The organism is Nocardia sp. JCM 34519.1, from assembly GCF_020361265.1.
Taxonomy (GTDB): Bacteria; Actinomycetota; Actinomycetes; order Mycobacteriales; family Mycobacteriaceae; genus Nocardia; species Nocardia arthritidis_A.
The window spans coordinates 408887-425487 of sequence record NZ_JAIRBR010000003.1 but is presented as its reverse complement, the minus strand read 5'-3'; the positions used below and the strand labels follow the sequence as shown (position 1 = coordinate 425487).

The window sequence follows — 16601 nt, the reverse complement described above, 5'->3', positions numbered from 1 at the left end:
GGCGGGAATTCGACTCGCATTTGCTGGACACCGCTCGGCAATCGTGTGTAGCGTCTGGATGCGTTAAAACTTTGCACTTATAACAATTGGTGACACGGTGATCGGTATCGATGGCTGCATGCAGCGCATCATGGACATTCCCGGTGCACGCAGCGTGACCCTGGTGGACGGCCTGAGCGGTCTCGCGATCGCCGCTTCGGGCCGGCACGGACTGGTTGATCAGCACGAAGACGCCGCTACCACAACGGATGTGGTGCGGGCCATACTCGGCTGCCCCGCGCTGGCGACCGGCAACCCGGACGACGATGTCGCGGAGATCATCGTCTGCGCGGCCCGCGGATATCACCTGCTGAATCTGGTGCACGGCGACTTCGACGGCCGGCTTTTCGTACATGTCCTGTTCGACGACGAAACCGGAAATCTGGCGATGGCGCGTTTCCGGATACGCGGAATTCTCGCGGAATTTGCCGAGGATCGTCCTTGAGCAAACTCGCGGCGGAACTGCAGCGGCTGGAAATGGAGCGGTGCACCGGAATTCTGCGGGCGGGCGACGGCGCATTTCATCTGGTATCCGGCATGGTGGCGGCGGCCGACTGCCGCCGCACCCCGGGACTGGAACGGCTCGCAGTCGCGGCCGGGGTGGCGTCCGCGGCCGATCTACTCCGGGCCAGAACCGGCTCGCCCCATGAGTTGACCGGCGTACCTCGGTTGGAAAGCCTTGCGCTGCTTTCGGTTTTCGACGCGGCGTATCTGCTGCTCGCCACACCGTCGGCGCCCGAATTCCAGCCGGCGCCGCCGCACTGGCTCGCCGCGGCCTGCCATATTCCGCCGCGCGCGCTGGTACGCGAGTGCGCGCGGCGCGGCGATCCGGCGGCGGGGCCGTGGCCGGTGGACCTGATCGATCGCGCACCCGTCGTACCGGTCCACCGGATCCGGCGCCGCCGCCTGGTGCTGACCGGCGGCCAGGTCGAGGTGCTCGCCGCGGCGGACGCCCGGCGCACTATCGCCGCCCTGGCCCGCGAACTCGGCCGCACCACCTACGGATGCCTGCTCGCGGTGCGCGCGCTGACCGCCGCCGGACTGATCGAACCGCCGCTGCCCGCCGCGATCACCGAACCGGCGCCGCCCGCCCGCCCCGAGACCGAAAGGCTGCCGCGCCGCCACGCCCGCCATGCCGCGCCGGATCCCGTGCCGAACCGGTGGGCACCGGTCGACCACAACACACTGATCCGCCTGCGGGCGGCACTGGAGGGGCTCGCCTGATCGTGCGAAGGAAATTCGGCGAACTGATGGGAAGGTTGACGAAGGTGGCCATGTCCGGACCCGAACCGAACGCGGCGGTGCTCGCGGAATTACAGGCGCTACGCGAGCGCGTACCGCGGCTGACCGGCGCGCTCGTAGCCTCCAGCGATGGGCTGCTCGTCGCCCACGATCTGCCGCACGATATCGAACCCAACACCATGGCCGCGATATCCGCCTCGCAGCTTTCGCTCTCGCATCGACTGGCCAATGCCGCGCACGGCGGCGGCCTGCACGAGGTCGTCGTCCGCGGCACCGGGGGCAATGTGGTGATCTACGCGGCGGGTTGGACCGCGTTGACCGTGCTCGCGGAGCCCGATGTGAACGTCGGCCGGCTGCATCTGGAGGCGCGGCCCGCGGTGCGCGCCATCGCCGAACATCTGACGTCCGGCGGCAACGGACTCACCAAAGATCAAGCAGTGAAAAAAGATCGAGAGGAATGAATATGTCCAATATGGATTTGGCGCTGAAAGACATGATGGTAATAGACGGCGCGCTCGGCGCGGCCGTCGTCGACTACAACAGCGGTATGGCGCTCGGCATGCTCGGCAGCTCCAAATCCCTTGACCTGCAAGTGGCCGCCGCGGGCAATACCGAAGTGGTGCGCGCCAAGCTGCGCACCATCGATCAATTGGGCCTCAACGAGGAAATCGAGGACATCCTGATCTCCCTGTCCGGCCAATACCACCTGATCCGTCCGATGACCGGCCGCAAATCCAAGGGCCTGTTCCTCTACCTCGCCCTCGACCGAGGCCGCGCCAACCTCGCCCTGGCCCGCCACCGCCTCAAGGGCATAGAGGAAGATCTCGAAGTGTGAAATATCCTCGGCCGCTGGATCGCCCGGACCGATAGACGCCCGGGCGCCGGTTCAGGTTCCTGCCCAACGGTTTTCGCCGGATACGGCCGAATTCCCCTGCGCCACAACGCACTCAGGCGGGTCGACCGGGGTTGGCGACCTGCCAAGCCGCCTCGATCATTCCGAAGATCTCATCCACTGCCGCTCGAGGATCAGCGCTCTGGCGGGCCAGCGAAAAGGCGTCGATCACGAATCTGGCGATGGTCCGGCAGGCCGTCGTGGCGTGCGACAGGCCGAGGTCGGTGGCGATGGCCGCCGCCAGCGATTCGGCATGGCGCAGCCGCATGGATTCCTCGTATTCGCGCAGGGCGGGTGACGCATCGATCATGCGCCGGATCGGGGCGGCGCCCTCGCCCGCGCAATGTCGCACTATGGCGTGCATCTCCCGGCGCAGCGCGGGGATGAGCGGATCGGCTGACGGCCGGGCGGTGACCGCCAGCGTCAGGCGTTGTTCGAAGTCTTGGTCCTGCTCGAAAACCAAAGCCTCTTTCGAGGCGAAATGGGAGAACAGCGTGGTGACGGCGACATCGGCCGCGGCCGCGACATCGCGGATGCCCACCGCCTCGTAGCCGCGTTCCAGGAACAACCGCAGGGCGGTATCGGCAATCTTCTGGCGGGTCGCGGCCTTCTTACGCTCCCGCCGACCGGTCGGCGCAGTCACCCTTTTACCCTACCAGGTTCAAAAGCGCACCAGTTACAAAACACTAACCGTTAGTGTTAACGTCGATGGCATGACGAGAGTGATACGCGCCGCCATAGCCGGAGGCGGCCTGGTCGGGCTTACCGCCGCGGCGTCGCTGCGCCGGAGCGGATATCAGGTCACTGTCCTCGAACAGGCCCCGGAGATCCGGGCCGCCGGGGCGGGTATCGGCCTGTGGCCCAACGCACTTCGCGAATTCGACCGGCTCGGGATCGGCGCCGAGGTCCGGGCGATGGGGCGCGAGGTCGACGCCTGGTTCTTCGATCCCACCGGCCGCGCGCTGCGATCCGCGGACTACGACGACCTCGCCTACCGATATCTGCTCGTCCCCCGCGCGGAACTCAACGCCGCGCTCGCCGATGCCGTCGGCCGGGACCGGATCACCCTCGGCGCGCGGGTGATCGGCTACACCGAGACCGACGACGAGCTCGTCGTCCACCTCGACAACGGGGACGACGTGCGCGCGGACCTGCTCATCGGCGCCGACGGCGTCCACTCCCGGGTGCGCGCCCAGCTATTGCCCGGCACCGAGGCCCGACCGCATGCGGGCAATATCGCCTGGCGTGCCATCGTCCCGACAGGCGACGAGCGGCCCGAAGGCACCGTGCTCACCATCGGGCGCGAGCGCACCCGCGGCGGGTACTCCCGCATCACCGCGCGCGAAACCATGTGGTTCATAAACCAATTCGAGGCGGGGACGCGCACCGGGAGCAAGCGGGACCGTGCGCTCGAGCGCGCCCGCAACCTTGCCGAAAGCGGTTGGCACGAAGAGCTGCTGCGCATGATCGCAGCCACCCCCGAGGCGGACATTCTGGAGAACCAGATCATGGTCGTGCCCGCGCTACCCCGCTGGACGAGCCACCGCATTGCGCTGATCGGCGATGCCGCACATGGCATTTCGCCGCATATCGCCGCGGGCGGCACCCTCGGCGTCGAGGACGTCGGCGTGCTCCGCGACGCACTGGACACCGCGCCGACCCTGCGCGCGGCGCTCAGCGCCTACGAACAACTGCGCATACCGCGCTTCGAGCGGGTGCGCGAATGGGCCGACGAGGTCGAAAAGGCCGACGGCCCAGCGGAATCCGCGCAACGTTACGCGGCGTTCAGCCACTGGATGCACACCACCGCCCCGCGACCGTGAACCTGGAAAGGCCGAAGATATGAAGAAAGTGAGCTTCGCCGAGTTCGGCGGGCCGGACGTATTGCGGCTCCTGGATGCCGAGGAACCACACGCCGACCGCGGTCGTATACGAATCGCGGTGCGGGCGGCGGGTGTCAACCCCGTCGACTGGCGGATCCGCACGGGACAGCTCCAGCGGATCCGACCGATCGAGCTGCCCGCCGGGGTCGGGCACGACGCCGCCGGAGTGGTGGACGAGATCGGCGCGGATGTCGAAGGGGTCCGGCTCGGCGACGAGGTATTCGGCTACGGCGCGAACACCTACGCCGAATTCGCCGTGCTGTCGGCCTGGGCCCGGATACCCGATGGACTGTCCTTCGAAGAAGCCGCCGGTTACCCCTCCGTCGTGCAGACCGCGCTACGCATCATCGACCAGGTCGGGGTGCGGTCCGGGCAGACGCTGCTGGTCAGCGGCGCGTCCGGCGGGGTCGGATCGGCGGTGCTGCAAATCGCGCGCGACCGCGGCATCGCGGTGATCGGCACGGCGGGCGCCGCGAACCAGGATTATCTGCGCGGCCTCGGCGCCCTCGCCACGACCTACGGCGACGGCTGGGTCGAGCGGGTGCGGCGGCTCGGCCGGGTCGACGCGGCGCTCGATCTGGCGGGTTCGGGCGTGATCCGCGAGCTCGTCGAGTTGACCGGGGACCCGGGGAAGGTAGTCTCCATCGCCGATCTCGGTGCACCGGAATTCGGTGTCCGATACTCCGGCAAGTCCGGGGACTGGCAGGAGGCCGTCACCGAAGCCGCACGCCTCATCGCGCGGGGGAAACTCCGCATCCCGGTCGAGAAGTCGTACCCGCTCGCCGAGGCCGCGGCGGCGCATATCGACAGTCAGGCCGGTCACACGCGCGGACGCCGGGTCCTGGTCATCTGAAAGGGTCCACTACTTGGCTACCGGCCTGCTCCGCGCGACCATCCGGGCCGGTCAGCGCGGGTAAGCTGCTCGATCATGGGCACACAGGTCGAAGTGGTACGCGTATTCACCGACGCGGCCGGGCAATTCGGAAATGCGCTCGGGGTGGCCCGGGCCGGGGATTTCGCCGAGGACACTCGGCAGGACCTGGCGAAACAGCTCGGGTACAGCGAGACGGTGTTCGTCCAGGATCCGGTCGACGGCATCGCGCGGGTGCGCATCTACACACCGGCCGTCGAGCTGCCGTTCGCCGGGCATCCGACCGTCGGCACGGCGTGGTGGCTGGCCGATCGCGGCCAGGTGGTGCATACGCTGGACGTACCCGCCGGGCCGGTCGCCGTCGAATTCGCCGACGGGCTCGTCCGGGTCAGGGCACGCGGCTCCTGGGCGCCGAAGTTCACCTTCGCACAGCTGGCGGATCCGGCCGACGTGCTCGCGCTGACACCGGACGATTACACCGAGGGCAATCACTACGCCTGGGCCTGGATCGATGAGGCGCGCGGCGAGCTGCGATCGCGAATGTTCGCCCCCGGCATGGGAGTTGCCGAGGACGAGGCGACCGGCGCCGCCGCCGTCGCGCTCACCGCGCTGTTGCAACGCGGGGTGCGGATCACCCAGGGCGCGGGTTCGCAGCTGTTCACCGAATGGGATTCCGACGGCTGGGTCCGGCTGGGCGGCCGGGTGGTCGCCGACACTCCCGTCGAGGTGTAGCTACGGTAGGGCAAATCCCGCGAGCGGTGACGTGGTAGGTAGTTGCGAACCGCCCGCGGGCTCCACCGTGACGGCAATGGTGTCACCCGCCTTGAATTTCGTCACGAATGGTCTTGCCGTCGAAGGCAATTCGGCCGGCATCCCGATCGAGCGCGGCCGCCCGCCCGCGGAGACCAGCCACAGCTGGTGAATATGCCCGTCGGGCGGCGGTGCGACCCCGTCGAACATCACCGCGGCCAGCCCCGGCCGGATGACGTCGACCGTCATCGTGCCGCCGCCGAGCACCCGCAGGCTGTGCATATCGGTGACCTGCCGCGGCTGCTCGGCGCCGGGATCCGGCCCGGCGAACCGATCGGCGACCATACCGCCGCCGAGCACCAGCAGCGCCGCGGCCGCTATCGGGGCCACCGCACCCAACCGCCGCCGCCACTCCGGCGGCCCAGGCCGCCGGGTCCGCGCACTGCCCGCCGGGTCGTCGAGCATCGCCAGGATGCGCGCCTCCAGCCGGGCGGGCGGGGTCAGCTCGTCGAGCACCGCCAGCCGCGCGAGCACCTCGTGCAGCGTGCGCACCGTATCGCCGAACGCCTGCCGGATCTCGGGATCGGCCGCGTCGAGCCGGGATTCGATATGCCGCCGCTCGATGTCGGCGACCGCGTCGAGCGCGTACGGATACGCCAGCTCGAGCAGATCCGATTCGGATCGAACACCGTCAAGCATCCGCACACTCCCCGACCAGGCCGATCGGGCCACCACACCATCGCTTCTCATACCGCTCCGCCGCCGACCACACCCGCAGATACACCTCCTGCGTCACCACTTCGGCCATCGCCCGATCGCGCAGTATCCGCACCGCCGGCCCGAACACCGGCGGGCTTGTCGGCCGACAGAGCTCGCCCGAGCCCGCCGCGGCCGGCAACATCCGCAACCGCTTACCCGCACCGGCGTCACCCGGCCCGGGCACCGCGATCCGTTCCACCACGAGCCGTCGCTCGATTCTCATCGCCGATTCCATGCCCGCATACGGGGTGTTCGGCGGCCGACCCCGGCCGGATTGGTCCTACCACCCGATTCGTCCGGAATTCCCTAGCGGCACCGCCTCGCGCACGACCGAATCCGACGGGGAGGTACGCCCATTGACGAGGTCATATCCCCTATCGACCGGCGTGTCACAACCCGGAGTTTCCCCCAACCGACCAACACGGCATCGGGCGATACCGCTTCGGCATCCCGGAACGCCGCATCGGGCGGTGCGCCCGCACCTACCCTTTGGTCATCTGCCCACTTGTGCGCGAGCGGAGCATCGACGCAGCGGCTTCGCCCGCGACCGAGCCGAGCGGCGAGACGTAGTCGTGAACCGGATTCCCGGCAGCGGCACCGGTGCTCGGCAGCGAAAGGTCACTCTCGTGAAGAAGATGTTTGTTTTGGTATGCGCGTTTCTCGCCGCGCTCCTGTCGGCGCCGAACGCATCGGCCGATCCGGTGGAGCCGGGAAACTGGACACCGGACTCACCCGGCTTCGACGTTCAGCAATGCGCGGGCGGCAGCGTCGACGGACTGACGTTCACGCTGCCGTCGAGTCCGGGCGACAGCGGCGGCGGCGCATGTAGCAACGGCGCCGAACGAGCCGAGCGGCGCTATCACGACTACGCGGGCGACGGTAAGAACTATTCGACCGGCATCCGCCAATTCGCGGGCACGTTCACCATCAAAAGCATGGACGGCGAACGGATTTCGCTGAAGCAGACCTTCAACGGCGACGACGGCCCGTACTTCATGCTCGCCGTCGACCGCGATCGCAGGCTCTACAACGTGGAGGGCGGGGCGACCATCGCACCGGCGGGCACCGCGACCGACGGCACGCCGGTACAGGTGAATACGGTGCACGACACCGCGAAACATGTTCTGCGCGTGTACATCAACGGCACCCTCGGCTACGAGGACGACAACGCGCCCGGCGGCGAGTTCTACGACAAGTTCGGCGCGTACCAGACCAGCAGCGGTTCCGGCCCGATCACCGTCTCCTGGAGCGATATCGGCTTCTGGCGCCAGTGAGTCAGCCGACCGCCGCGGCGATCAGCATGTAGGCGGTCCCGGCGTCCATCACCAGATGCGGCACCTGTGACCAGCGGCCCGGCGATCCGGAAATGGGATGGCCGGGCCAGTGCCGACCGGTGCGCGCGGCGGCGAGGACGGCCACGGCATCGGCCGCGAAAACCAGCGCCAATCCGAGCGCGGGCGCCGGTGCCGGGCCGCCCCGCCCGTGCCCGGACATCGCGTACAGCATGGCCGCCGCCGCACCGACGTGATACCCGATGGCGAGGATACGATCGACCGGATCCGCGCGGCCTGCGCTGTGCCACTCGGCAATCCGGCTCACCAGCAGGATTCCGAAGACGACGGTCATCGCGATCAGCACGCCGTCGATGGCGTGCGCGCTCGCGGGGAAGATCAGCATGGTGAGCATCACCAGGCACATCAGCAGATGGGCCGCATCGGATTCCTGTTGCGCCGGAACGGAATTCACGGCGGTGGCCGCGCCCGCCGGGACCGCGGGCCGCACCAGCCGCGCGACCACTATCGCGGCCGCGGCCAGGAATGCCGCGACCACCGACCAGCGCAGCACCCCGTAGTGCTGAACGAAGTCCGCCACACCGCACCACCTTTCGTCACCGCGCCGTCCCTACATGCTCGCATGCCGCACCGACAGTCCAAGCATCGTCGCGGCCGCATTCAGCGCACGGCGCGGGCGGCGGCGGCGCGGGCGAATCGCCCCGGTGACATCCCCCGCCACTGTTTGAAGGCGTTCGAGAAACTCGGCGCGCCGGAATATCCCATGCGATAGGCGACATCCTCGACGGTGAGCCCGGTGGCGAGCAGTTCCTCGGCGAGGTTGCCGAAGGTCTCGACGCACAGCTGCCGATAGGAGGTGCCCTCGTCGGCGAGCTTGCGTCGCATGGTGCGCAGGCTCATATGCAGGGCGGCGGCGACATCCTCCTGGCTGATGCGTCCGTTCATGCGGTGCATCAACACCTGACGCACCGCGCCGGAGACGCCCTGCCGCATCCCGCGCCGGTCGAGCAGTTCGGCGCACTGCTCGTCGAACAGCGCGGCGTTCAGCGGGCTTGCGTTCGGCATCGGCTCGTCGATTTCGGTGGCGTCGAATACCGCGAGGTGCGGACCGGTGCCGTCGACGCTCTCGATCCCGAAATCCTCCAGGATCGGCAGCAGCCGGGCCCGCAGGCCGCCGGAGATCTCACCGCGCTTGGCCGGCGGCGGACTGCCGAAGACCAGGAACCAATTCATCAGCAGCGCAGCGACATCCCGCTCGCAGAGGAATCCGCGAATATCCTCCGGAATATCGCTGTCGTCGACGTAGAGGTGCACCTCGTCGCCGACGAAGTCGTGCCAGGCGCGCGCGAACGAGGTCATCAGGCTGAAGTAGCGCATCGCCACCTCGAAGGCCGCGCGCTTGGTCGGGCTGCTCAACACCGCGAGGGCGAAGATGCCGTGCGTGGTGATGCGGGTGCGCGAACCGGCCTCGATGCCGAGCCCGTATTGGTCGCCGAAGGCGTCGACGATATTGCGGACCAACGAAAGCTCTTGGGCCGCAACGATCTCCGCACCAGGCGTCTTCAACAGGACCGGATCTATCCCGGTATCGCGCAGGCTGTCGGTACGGGCGAGTCCGTGATCTTCGGCCACCTCGACCAAGATCGCGGCATTGGTCACCGAGCGACGCCATTCCCATGCGGCCACGTGTTCATGGTTTCCCGCCGGTGGCCGAAATCTGCAAGATTTTGGCCGGACATCGCAAGGACATCCGCACCGCCGCTTTCGATGCCCGGACGGTTGCCAGGGTGGCCGGTATGCGCAACAGCCTGGCCCGATATCGCATGGAAGCGGGCATGGGCGACCGCCTAGCGTCTTAGTAGACAGGAGGCAGGCGAAAGCATATGTCCAGAAAGACACTTGCCGGCAAACGCATCGCGATTACCGGTGGCGCGCACGGTGTCGGACGGGAAACCGCGCTGGCGTTCCTCGCCGAGGGCGCCGATATCGCGATCGGCGATGCCGATGCGGGCGCGGTGCGCGCCATCGCCGACCAGCTCACCCGGATCCACGGCGGCACCGCCGTCGGGTTGCTCCTCGATGTCACCGACAGCGTCCGGTTCGCGAGCTTCCTCGCCTGTGCCGAACGCAAACTCGGCGGACTGGACGTGCTGGTGAACGCGGCCGACGTCATGCCGGCCGGGCCGTTCCTCGCCGAATCGGAGACCGAGACCGACCGGCAGATCGATGTCAACCTGCGCGCGGTGATCACCGGAACCCGGCTCGCCGCAGAGCGTTTCGTGCGACAGGGGTACGGCCAGATCGTGAATATCGGCACCGCGGGTGGTGTCCCCGCCGCCTTGGGCGTCGCGGTGTACAGCGCGACCAAACACGGGGTCGTCGGATTGGGTGCGGCGCTGGATCAGGAATTCGCCGCGCACGGGGTCACGGTGAGTACGGTCGCCGCGGGGTCGATCGCCGATACCGAGGCCGTCGCCGACACCGTTGTCGCCTGTGTGGCACGGGGATTGGGCGGATTGATCACCGTGCCGCGGGCGCGCCGGCTCCGCCCGGCCACCTTCCGCGAGGCGCTGCTGCGGCTACTGGGCCGCGAACCGGTGCCATCCGGCGTGCGTTGAGCCGGAACGGGTTGTGCCACAACGGGTAGCACCGATCGGGCCGCACGGTCCGCGTCGGGCTCACGTCCCGCGCCACGTGAGCCCGGCGCCGACCGGGCAGGCCCGATCACCCGTCGCGCAGCACCCGCTTGAGCACCTTGCCGGTCGGGTTGCGCGGCAGCTCGTCGGCGAAGAGCACGTCACGGGGCACCTTGAAGCGGGCCAGCCGTGCCTTCACATAGTCGCGGACCTCGGCTTCGGTGAGTGAAAACCCTTCCCGGACAACGACGACGGTGCGCAACCGCTGTCCGTACTGCGCGTCATCGACGCCGAAGGCGCACACCTCGGCGATCGCCGGATGCGCGGCGAGCAGTTCCTCCACCTCGCCGGGAAAGACGTTCTCGCCGCCGGAGACGATCATGTCGTCGTCTCTGCCGTCGATGAAAAGCCGTCCCGCCCCGTCGAAATGGCCGACATCGCCGGTGGCCATCAGGCGGCCGATCCTCGGCTTGTCGCCGCCGCCGGTGTAACCCTCGAACTGATAGCCGTTTCCGACGAAGATGCGTCCGGTCCCGCCCCGCGGCACCTCGATATCGTTGTCGTCGAAGATCTTCACCGTCGCACCCGGCGCGGGCGTGCCGACACAGCCTGGCGCGGCGGCCAATTCGTCCGGCGTCGCGATCGTCGCGTACGCGACCTCGGTCGAGCCGTACACGTTGTAGACCACCGGGCCGAACGCCTCGGTCACCCGCAGGCACAGCTCGGCGCCCAGCTGCGATCCGGCGACGAAGATGATGCGCAGGTGCGAAAGATCGTGTCCGGCACGGGCTTGCGGGCCCAGCTCCACCATCCGGCGCAACATCACCGGCACCGCGATCAGCGCGGTGGCCCGGTTCCGGTCCAGGCTGTCCAACACCGCCTGCGGATCGAAGCGGCGGCGGATCACCAGCGTCGACCCGAAGCCGACGGCCATGATCGCGTGCGCGAATCCGAGCGTGTGATACAGCGGCGCAGGGCATTCGGTGATCTCGCGGGCCCGGAACGGCACCTTGCCGAGGATCGCGCCGAGCGGCGCGAGGGAATTCGGCTCGCCGCGCGGCGCGCCCTTGGGAGTGCCGGTGGTGCCGCTGGTGAGCAGGACGATGCGGGCCTGGGTGGCCGGGCGGCGCGGCGGCGTGCGCGCGCCGCTCGCGATCAGGTTGTCCAGTGTGTCCGCGCCGGGCCGGTCCGCCCAGGCCCGGTACCTGCCGCGCTTGGGCACCAGATCGCCTACGACGCGGCCGAATTCGTGATCGTAGACCAGCAGGTCGACGCCCTCGCGGTCGATCACCTCGGCCAGCTGCGGCCCGGCGAAATCGGTATTGAGCAGCACGATTCTGGCGCCGCACTTGGCCGCCGCGAAGACGGCGTAGTGGAATCCGCGATGGTTGCGCGCCAGGATCGCGACGCCGTCACCGTCGCGTAGGCCGCGCGCCCGCCACGCGTTCGCCAAAGCCGTACTGCGCGTGTCCAATTCGTGGAAGCTGACGCGGCCGCGCTCGTCGAGGATGGCGGCTCGGTCGCGGTAGCGCAGCGCGGCGACCGTCACCAGACCGCCGAGCAGTCCGGAGCGCAGCACCGCGGCGGCCATCCGGACGAGGCGATCCGGGCGCTCCGGTCCGGCCAGTCCGGCACGCACCGCCAATGTGGCGTAATAGGTTTCGTCCGCGGCCCGCCGTGCCACCCCCGTCGCCAGCGCGCCGACCTCGGTGAGTTTCATGGCTGTCCTGCCCGCGACGGTGACGCGGAAGCGCGGTGCGCGGATCTGCCGAACTCAGACATCGTCGTCCACCTTGATCGGGGCCGGATACCAAGGCCGTTGTGCGCCGGGCGGCTGCTTTCAGATTAAGCCGTCCCAGACGCTTGCGTCGAGCCGGTGCGGGTCATGATGGCCCGATGTCGAACAATACCGACCAGTCCGCGCCGCTTATCGTCGTCGACGATCTGTCCGGTCCGGCGATCGCGGCGCTGCTGGCCCAGCATCTCGACGATATGTACGCGACCTCCCCCGCCGAAAGCGTGCACGCCCTGGACCTGGACGCGCTGCGTAAACCCGAGATCACCTTCTGGAGTGCTTGGGAGGGCAGCGAACTGGTCGGCTGCGGCGCGCTGAAGGAACTCGACCCGACGCACGGCGAACTCAAGTCGATGCGCACCGCGACCGCAGCCCGCGGCCGCGGCATCGCCTCGATCCTGTTGCGCCACTTGATCGACCAGGCTCGCGAACGCGGCTACACCCGGCTCAGCCTGGAAACCGGAACCCAGCCCTACTTCGCCCCGGCCCGCCGCCTCTACGCCCGCAACGGTTTCGCCGAATGTCCGCCGTTCGCCGACTACACCCTCGACCCGAACAGTGTTTTCATGACGCTGGCCCTGTAGGCCTCGCGCAGGGGCTCAGCCCAACAGCTTTCAGCCGAGCGCGCGGGCGAAGGCCTCGGCCAGCTCGCCGACCTGCTCGTCGGTCATCACGAACGACGGCGAGATCTGCATGGCGCCCTGCCCGGCGGCGCGACCCGAAACACCGTGCTGGCGAAGGGTTTTCACCAGAGGTAGACCCTCGGACGGATCGGCCAGCTGCACCGCGGCGACGGCGCCGATACCGCTGCGGATTTCGGCGACGCGCGGATGCTCGGCCAGCGGTGCGAGCCGGTCGTGCAGGGTCGACTCCAGCCGCTTCGCCTCGTCCAGCAGGCCCTCGCGCTCGATGATGTCCAGGTTGGCCATGGCGGCCGCGGCGGCGCCCGCGTGGCCGCCGTAGGTGTAGCCGTGCCGCCACCAGACGCCACCGGCGAAGAACGGTTCGGCGATCCGCGGCGCGACGAACACCGCGCCCATCGGGACATAGCCGGAGGTGAGGCCCTTGGCGGTGGTCATCAGGTCGGGTTCGAGCCCGAAACGCGAAGAGGCGAACCAGGATCCGCCGATCCGGCCGAATCCGGTGACCACCTCGTCGGCGACGAACAGGATGTCGTTGTCCCGGCAGATGCGCCGCACCTCGGTCAGGTAGCCCTCCGGCGGCAGCAGGATGCCGCCCGCGCCGATGACCGGCTCGCAGAAGAAGGCGGCGATGCGCTCGGCGCCGAGCTCCTCGATCAGCGCGAGCAGCGCCTTCGGATCGTCCCATTCCACCGTGCGGGTATCGGGCATCAGCTCGCCGTAACCCTCCCGGTTCACCGGGATACCCGCCAAAGCCGTTCCGGCGACGTGCATTCCGTGATAGGCCAGGCGCCTGCCGACCACGATGGACTTGTCCGGGCGGCCCAGCTCGTGCCAGTACCTGCGGGCCAGCTTGGCCGCGGTGTCCACCGAATCCGAGCCGCCGGAGGTGAAGAAGATCTTGCTGCCCGGCACCGGCGCGATGGCGCTCAGCCGCTCCGCGAGCGCCTGGGTGACCGGGGAGGTGAGGTCGCCGAAATTGGAGTAGTGCGCGACCTGGCGCAGCTGCGCGGCGACCGCGTCGGCGATCTCGCCGCGACCGTGCCCGACGTTGGTGAACCACAGCCCGGCGGTCGCGTCCAGATACCGGGTGCCCGCCGCGTCGTAGACGTACGCGCCGTCGCCGCGTGCCACCACGAACGCGCCGTCGCGCTCGACGGCGCCCATATCGGCGAACCCATGCCAAAGCGAAGTCATGACACCACCCTTACCGCAGAACATGGTCGTAGGTCGAACCGCGCCAGCGCCCGCAGAGCTGTCCGAGCGCCACGATCGCGACCGCGATCAGGGCGAATCCGATGACGAGCTCGACGAGGCCGATGGCCATCGACACATAGCCCTGGTTGCGCGGATCAATGAACGGATATGGATACCAGCCCACGATCGGCCCGCGGCCGAGCGTATAGATGCCGTACAACACGGGATAGACCAGCAATCCGGCGACGAGCCATCCGGTGACGCCGAGTCCGGCCGGGACCAGCACCCAGTCGACCACCATGACCACCGGCTGCACCCGGTGCAGCACATCGTTGATCCACGGCGGTTCGTCGCCGATCCCGAGATGCGCGAGCAGCACCGCGTACACGATGCCGGTGATCACCAGATACATCGTCGCCGCGCAGCGCAGCACCTGCCAGCGCCTGCCGCCCGGATCGACGAGCCCGCCGACCAGCAGCACCAAAGCCGCCAACGCATTGGACTGGATGGTGAAATAGCTGAAATGGTTGGCCACCGAATAGCCGGGTGACCTCGATTCATAGATCGGACCCGCGATCAGGGCCACAACACCGAGCACTGCGAACCCGACCCGCAATACCCGAACCCACCACGGAGACACCTCGACGGCGTGCACCGGGCGATTGTTGCACAGGTCACCATCCGCGCCCGCTAACAGTTGCCTGCGGATTGCTACAGCTGCCCTCCCCGGACGGAATCGGCACCCCATTCGGCGGGGAATTCGTACATCCACACATTGGGATCGGTCGCACCCGCCCCGCGCGCAACGAATAGCGGGAAGATCACGTGATCACGCAACAGCCTGCCCAGGTAGCCGGGCGCCTTCCGGTCGCCCCGCTTCTTTCCCCATGCCACAACGCGTTCGACCCGCGCGCGGCGCTGCCGCTCATAGCTCGCGAACGCGGATTCGACGGACGCTTCGTCGCGCAACGCCTTACCCAACACCACCGCATCCTCCAGCGCCATCGACGCACCCTGTCCCGATGCCGGTGACGCCGCGTGCGCGGCATCACCGATGATGATCATCCGGTCGCGATACCAGGTGGGCACCGAGGGAAAGTCGTAGGTGCCGAATGGCGCGATCAACTGCTCGGTATGCGCGATGAGGTCTAGCGCGGGCGAATTGTCCCCGGCGAAAAGATCGTTCAGGCGCGCACGGACATCCATGGCCGCCAACTCGTCGGGCCGAGGTTCGGCGGCCGCGCCCAAATTTGCGAACCACCAGACCGCGCCGTCCGGATGCCGGACATAACCGAAGAAGGCCCGGCGGCCGAAGACGAAGGTCATTTCGCCAACCGGCACATCGACTTCCGCGCCGTGCGCGTAACCACCGGTATTGAGCAGCCCGGTGTATCGGGCGGGCGGTGCGGCCGGATCGATGAGCGTCCTTGTGCGCGAACGCAATCCATCCGCACCGATGAGCAGGTCACCGTCGGCGACCGAACCGTCGGCGAATTCGGCGCGCACCCCGGCCTGGCCCGACTCCACCTCGACGAGCCGCTTGCCGTGCACGATCTCGATATCGCGGGCCAGCGCTGCCGCCCGCAACGCCGCGTACAGGTCCGTGCGATTCATCGTCCGGCAGCTGTCACCGTCCGCGAGCGTGGGCCCATAGTCGAAGGCGGCCAGGCGTTTTCCGGTACCGCTGTAGATGGACATGCGCGGGGTGGGGATACCGTCGCGCAGGCAGTCGGCACAATCCAGTGCGCGCAGGGCATTGCGGCCGTTGACCGCGACCGTGAGGAACCCGCCGACGGATTCCGCGCTCGTGGAATGAGATTCGTAGACGGTGGCCCGAATCCCCGCCCGCCGCAAGGCCAGTGCGGCCGCAGGCCCGGCGATTCCCGCCCCGATGATCAGCGCGTGTCGCATGCGATAACCATAACATGGATAGCTATAAAATGGTGTCGAACTTTCCGAGATAGGAGGCCGAGACGATGGCCCGTCGCGCCGATCAGCGCTCACCGCTGGCGCTGCTGGTGTTGGCATTGCTGGCCGAGGCGCCGATGCACCCGTATCTGATGCAGCAGCTGATCAGGCAGCGCGGCAAGGACACGGTAGTGAACGTCGCGCGCAGCGCGAGCGTCTACCAGACCATCGACCGGCTGGAACGGGCCGGACTCATCACTCATCACGAGCACCAGCGCACCCCAGGCAAGCCGGAGCGTGCCGCCTACCGCCTGACCGAGGACGGACGGAGCGCGCTGTACGGATGGCTGGACTCGATGCTGGCCGAGCCCCGACGTGAATACCCGGAGTTTCCCGCCGCGCTCAGCGTCGCGATGTTGCGCACCCCCGCGGATGTGCTGCCGCTGCTGGAGACTCGTGCGGCCGCGCTTACCGCGGAGCTCGATCGGCTGGCGGCACAACCCGATTACGGTCTGCCGCGGATCTCGATGGTCGAGGAGGAGTACCGGGCCGCGATGGTCCGGGCCGAATTGGCGTGGACGGAATCGATTGCCGCCGAACTCCGTTCGGGGACGCTGAGCTGGACGATGCCGGAAATCATCGCGGCCGCCGAACAATCCAGGAAAGCCGCATCGAGCGAGTGATCCAAGCCACGCA

At 68.3% G+C, this 16601-nt stretch carries 20 protein-coding genes; 11 read left to right on the top strand and 9 right to left on the bottom strand.

Going from position 1 to position 16601, the window contains the following annotated elements:
- Window positions 1–97 precede the first annotated feature (97 nt).
- Genes LGY53_RS11430 through LGY53_RS11415 form a run of 4 tightly spaced genes read left to right on the top strand, consistent with a single transcriptional unit; the run spans window position 98 to window position 2116 of the window.
- The gene (locus LGY53_RS11430) at window positions 98–484 is read left to right on the top strand and encodes a hypothetical protein (protein WP_225726632.1); all 387 of its coding nucleotides are present in this window, start codon (window positions 98–100) and stop codon (window positions 482–484) included.
- On the top strand, window positions 481–1263 hold the full coding sequence (locus tag LGY53_RS11425) for a hypothetical protein (protein ID WP_225726631.1): 783 nt from the start codon (window positions 481–483) through the stop codon (window positions 1261–1263). Before LGY53_RS11430 ends, LGY53_RS11425 begins: the two co-directional genes overlap by 4 nt.
- 26 nt (window positions 1264–1289) lie before the next feature.
- Complete coding sequence (locus LGY53_RS11420) at window positions 1290–1742, top strand: roadblock/LC7 domain-containing protein (RefSeq protein ID WP_203217376.1); 453 nt, start codon at window positions 1290–1292, stop codon at window positions 1740–1742.
- Window positions 1743–1744: 2 nt separating this feature from the next.
- Window positions 1745–2116 carry a hypothetical protein gene (locus tag LGY53_RS11415; RefSeq protein WP_225726630.1) on the top strand — a complete coding sequence of 124 codons (372 nt, stop codon included), beginning with the start codon at window positions 1745–1747 and terminating at the stop codon, window positions 2114–2116.
- A gap of 112 nt (window positions 2117–2228) precedes the next feature.
- Here LGY53_RS11415 and LGY53_RS11410 read toward each other — a convergent pair whose 3' ends face one another.
- Complete coding sequence (locus tag LGY53_RS11410) at window positions 2229–2816, bottom strand: TetR/AcrR family transcriptional regulator (RefSeq protein ID WP_225726629.1); 588 nt, start codon at window positions 2814–2816, stop codon at window positions 2229–2231.
- A 70-nt stretch (window positions 2817–2886) separates the two neighbouring features.
- On the opposite strand from LGY53_RS11410, the gene LGY53_RS11405 reads away from it, so the two are divergent.
- From LGY53_RS11405 to LGY53_RS11395, 3 genes are all read left to right on the top strand, one after another.
- Window positions 2887–3996, top strand: coding sequence for an NAD(P)/FAD-dependent oxidoreductase (locus tag LGY53_RS11405; protein WP_225726628.1), 1110 nt, complete (start codon window positions 2887–2889; stop codon window positions 3994–3996).
- Between the two features lie 19 nt (window positions 3997–4015).
- Window positions 4016–4909: an NADP-dependent oxidoreductase gene (locus LGY53_RS11400; RefSeq protein ID WP_225726627.1), complete on the top strand. Its 894-nt coding sequence runs from the start codon at window positions 4016–4018 to the stop codon at window positions 4907–4909.
- Between the two features lie 75 nt (window positions 4910–4984).
- The gene (locus LGY53_RS11395) at window positions 4985–5659 is read left to right on the top strand and encodes a PhzF family phenazine biosynthesis protein (protein ID WP_225726626.1); all 675 of its coding nucleotides are present in this window, start codon (window positions 4985–4987) and stop codon (window positions 5657–5659) included.
- On the opposite strand, the gene LGY53_RS11390 is transcribed toward LGY53_RS11395, so the two are convergent.
- Together LGY53_RS11390 and LGY53_RS11385 are read right to left on the bottom strand one after the other, a co-directional pair.
- Window positions 5660–6376, bottom strand: coding sequence for an anti-sigma factor domain-containing protein (locus tag LGY53_RS11390; protein WP_225726625.1), 717 nt, complete (start codon window positions 6374–6376; stop codon window positions 5660–5662).
- Window positions 6369–6659, bottom strand: a complete 291-nt coding sequence (locus LGY53_RS11385) for a sigma factor (RefSeq protein ID WP_225726624.1) — start codon at window positions 6657–6659, stop codon at window positions 6369–6371. Before LGY53_RS11385 ends, LGY53_RS11390 begins: the two co-directional genes overlap by 8 nt.
- 403 nt (window positions 6660–7062) lie before the next feature.
- Here LGY53_RS11385 and LGY53_RS11380 point away from each other — a divergent pair, with 403 nt between their 5' ends.
- The gene (locus LGY53_RS11380; RefSeq protein WP_225726623.1) at window positions 7063–7710 is read left to right on the top strand and encodes a hypothetical protein; all 648 of its coding nucleotides are present in this window, start codon (window positions 7063–7065) and stop codon (window positions 7708–7710) included.
- Window position 7711: 1 nt separating this feature from the next.
- Here LGY53_RS11380 and LGY53_RS11375 read toward each other — a convergent pair whose 3' ends face one another.
- Window positions 7712–8308: a DUF5134 domain-containing protein gene (locus LGY53_RS11375; RefSeq protein ID WP_225726622.1), complete on the bottom strand. Its 597-nt coding sequence runs from the start codon at window positions 8306–8308 to the stop codon at window positions 7712–7714.
- A gap of 80 nt (window positions 8309–8388) precedes the next feature.
- The gene (locus LGY53_RS11370) at window positions 8389–9414 is read right to left on the bottom strand and encodes an AraC family transcriptional regulator (RefSeq protein WP_225726621.1); all 1026 of its coding nucleotides are present in this window, start codon (window positions 9412–9414) and stop codon (window positions 8389–8391) included.
- A 197-nt stretch (window positions 9415–9611) separates the two neighbouring features.
- Here LGY53_RS11370 and LGY53_RS11365 point away from each other — a divergent pair, with 197 nt between their 5' ends.
- Window positions 9612–10346: an SDR family NAD(P)-dependent oxidoreductase gene (locus LGY53_RS11365; protein ID WP_225726620.1), complete on the top strand. Its 735-nt coding sequence runs from the start codon at window positions 9612–9614 to the stop codon at window positions 10344–10346.
- Window positions 10347–10452: 106 nt separating this feature from the next.
- Here the strand turns inward: LGY53_RS11365 and LGY53_RS11360 are convergent, their stop codons facing one another.
- A complete protein-coding gene (locus tag LGY53_RS11360; RefSeq protein ID WP_225726619.1) occupies window positions 10453–12084 on the bottom strand; it encodes an acyl-CoA synthetase in 1632 nt (543 codons plus the stop codon).
- Between the two features lie 176 nt (window positions 12085–12260).
- Here LGY53_RS11360 and LGY53_RS11355 point away from each other — a divergent pair, with 176 nt between their 5' ends.
- Complete coding sequence (locus LGY53_RS11355) at window positions 12261–12743, top strand: GNAT family N-acetyltransferase (RefSeq protein ID WP_225726618.1); 483 nt, start codon at window positions 12261–12263, stop codon at window positions 12741–12743.
- Between the two features lie 30 nt (window positions 12744–12773).
- Here LGY53_RS11355 and LGY53_RS11350 read toward each other — a convergent pair whose 3' ends face one another.
- Genes LGY53_RS11350 through LGY53_RS11340 form a run of 3 tightly spaced genes read right to left on the bottom strand, consistent with a single transcriptional unit; the run spans window position 12774 to window position 15908 of the window.
- Window positions 12774–13997, bottom strand: a complete 1224-nt coding sequence (locus tag LGY53_RS11350; RefSeq protein WP_225726617.1) for an aspartate aminotransferase family protein — start codon at window positions 13995–13997, stop codon at window positions 12774–12776.
- 10 nt (window positions 13998–14007) lie between these two features.
- The gene (locus LGY53_RS11345) at window positions 14008–14652 is read right to left on the bottom strand and encodes a Pr6Pr family membrane protein (protein WP_225726616.1); all 645 of its coding nucleotides are present in this window, start codon (window positions 14650–14652) and stop codon (window positions 14008–14010) included.
- A gap of 56 nt (window positions 14653–14708) precedes the next feature.
- Window positions 14709–15908 (bottom strand): NAD(P)/FAD-dependent oxidoreductase, encoded by a 1200-nt coding sequence (locus tag LGY53_RS11340; RefSeq protein ID WP_225726615.1) that lies wholly within the window; start codon window positions 15906–15908, stop codon window positions 14709–14711.
- 65 nt (window positions 15909–15973) lie between these two features.
- On the opposite strand from LGY53_RS11340, the gene LGY53_RS11335 reads away from it, so the two are divergent.
- Window positions 15974–16588 carry a PadR family transcriptional regulator gene (locus LGY53_RS11335; RefSeq protein ID WP_225726614.1) on the top strand — a complete coding sequence of 205 codons (615 nt, stop codon included), beginning with the start codon at window positions 15974–15976 and terminating at the stop codon, window positions 16586–16588.
- Window positions 16589–16601: the final 13 nt, after the last annotated feature.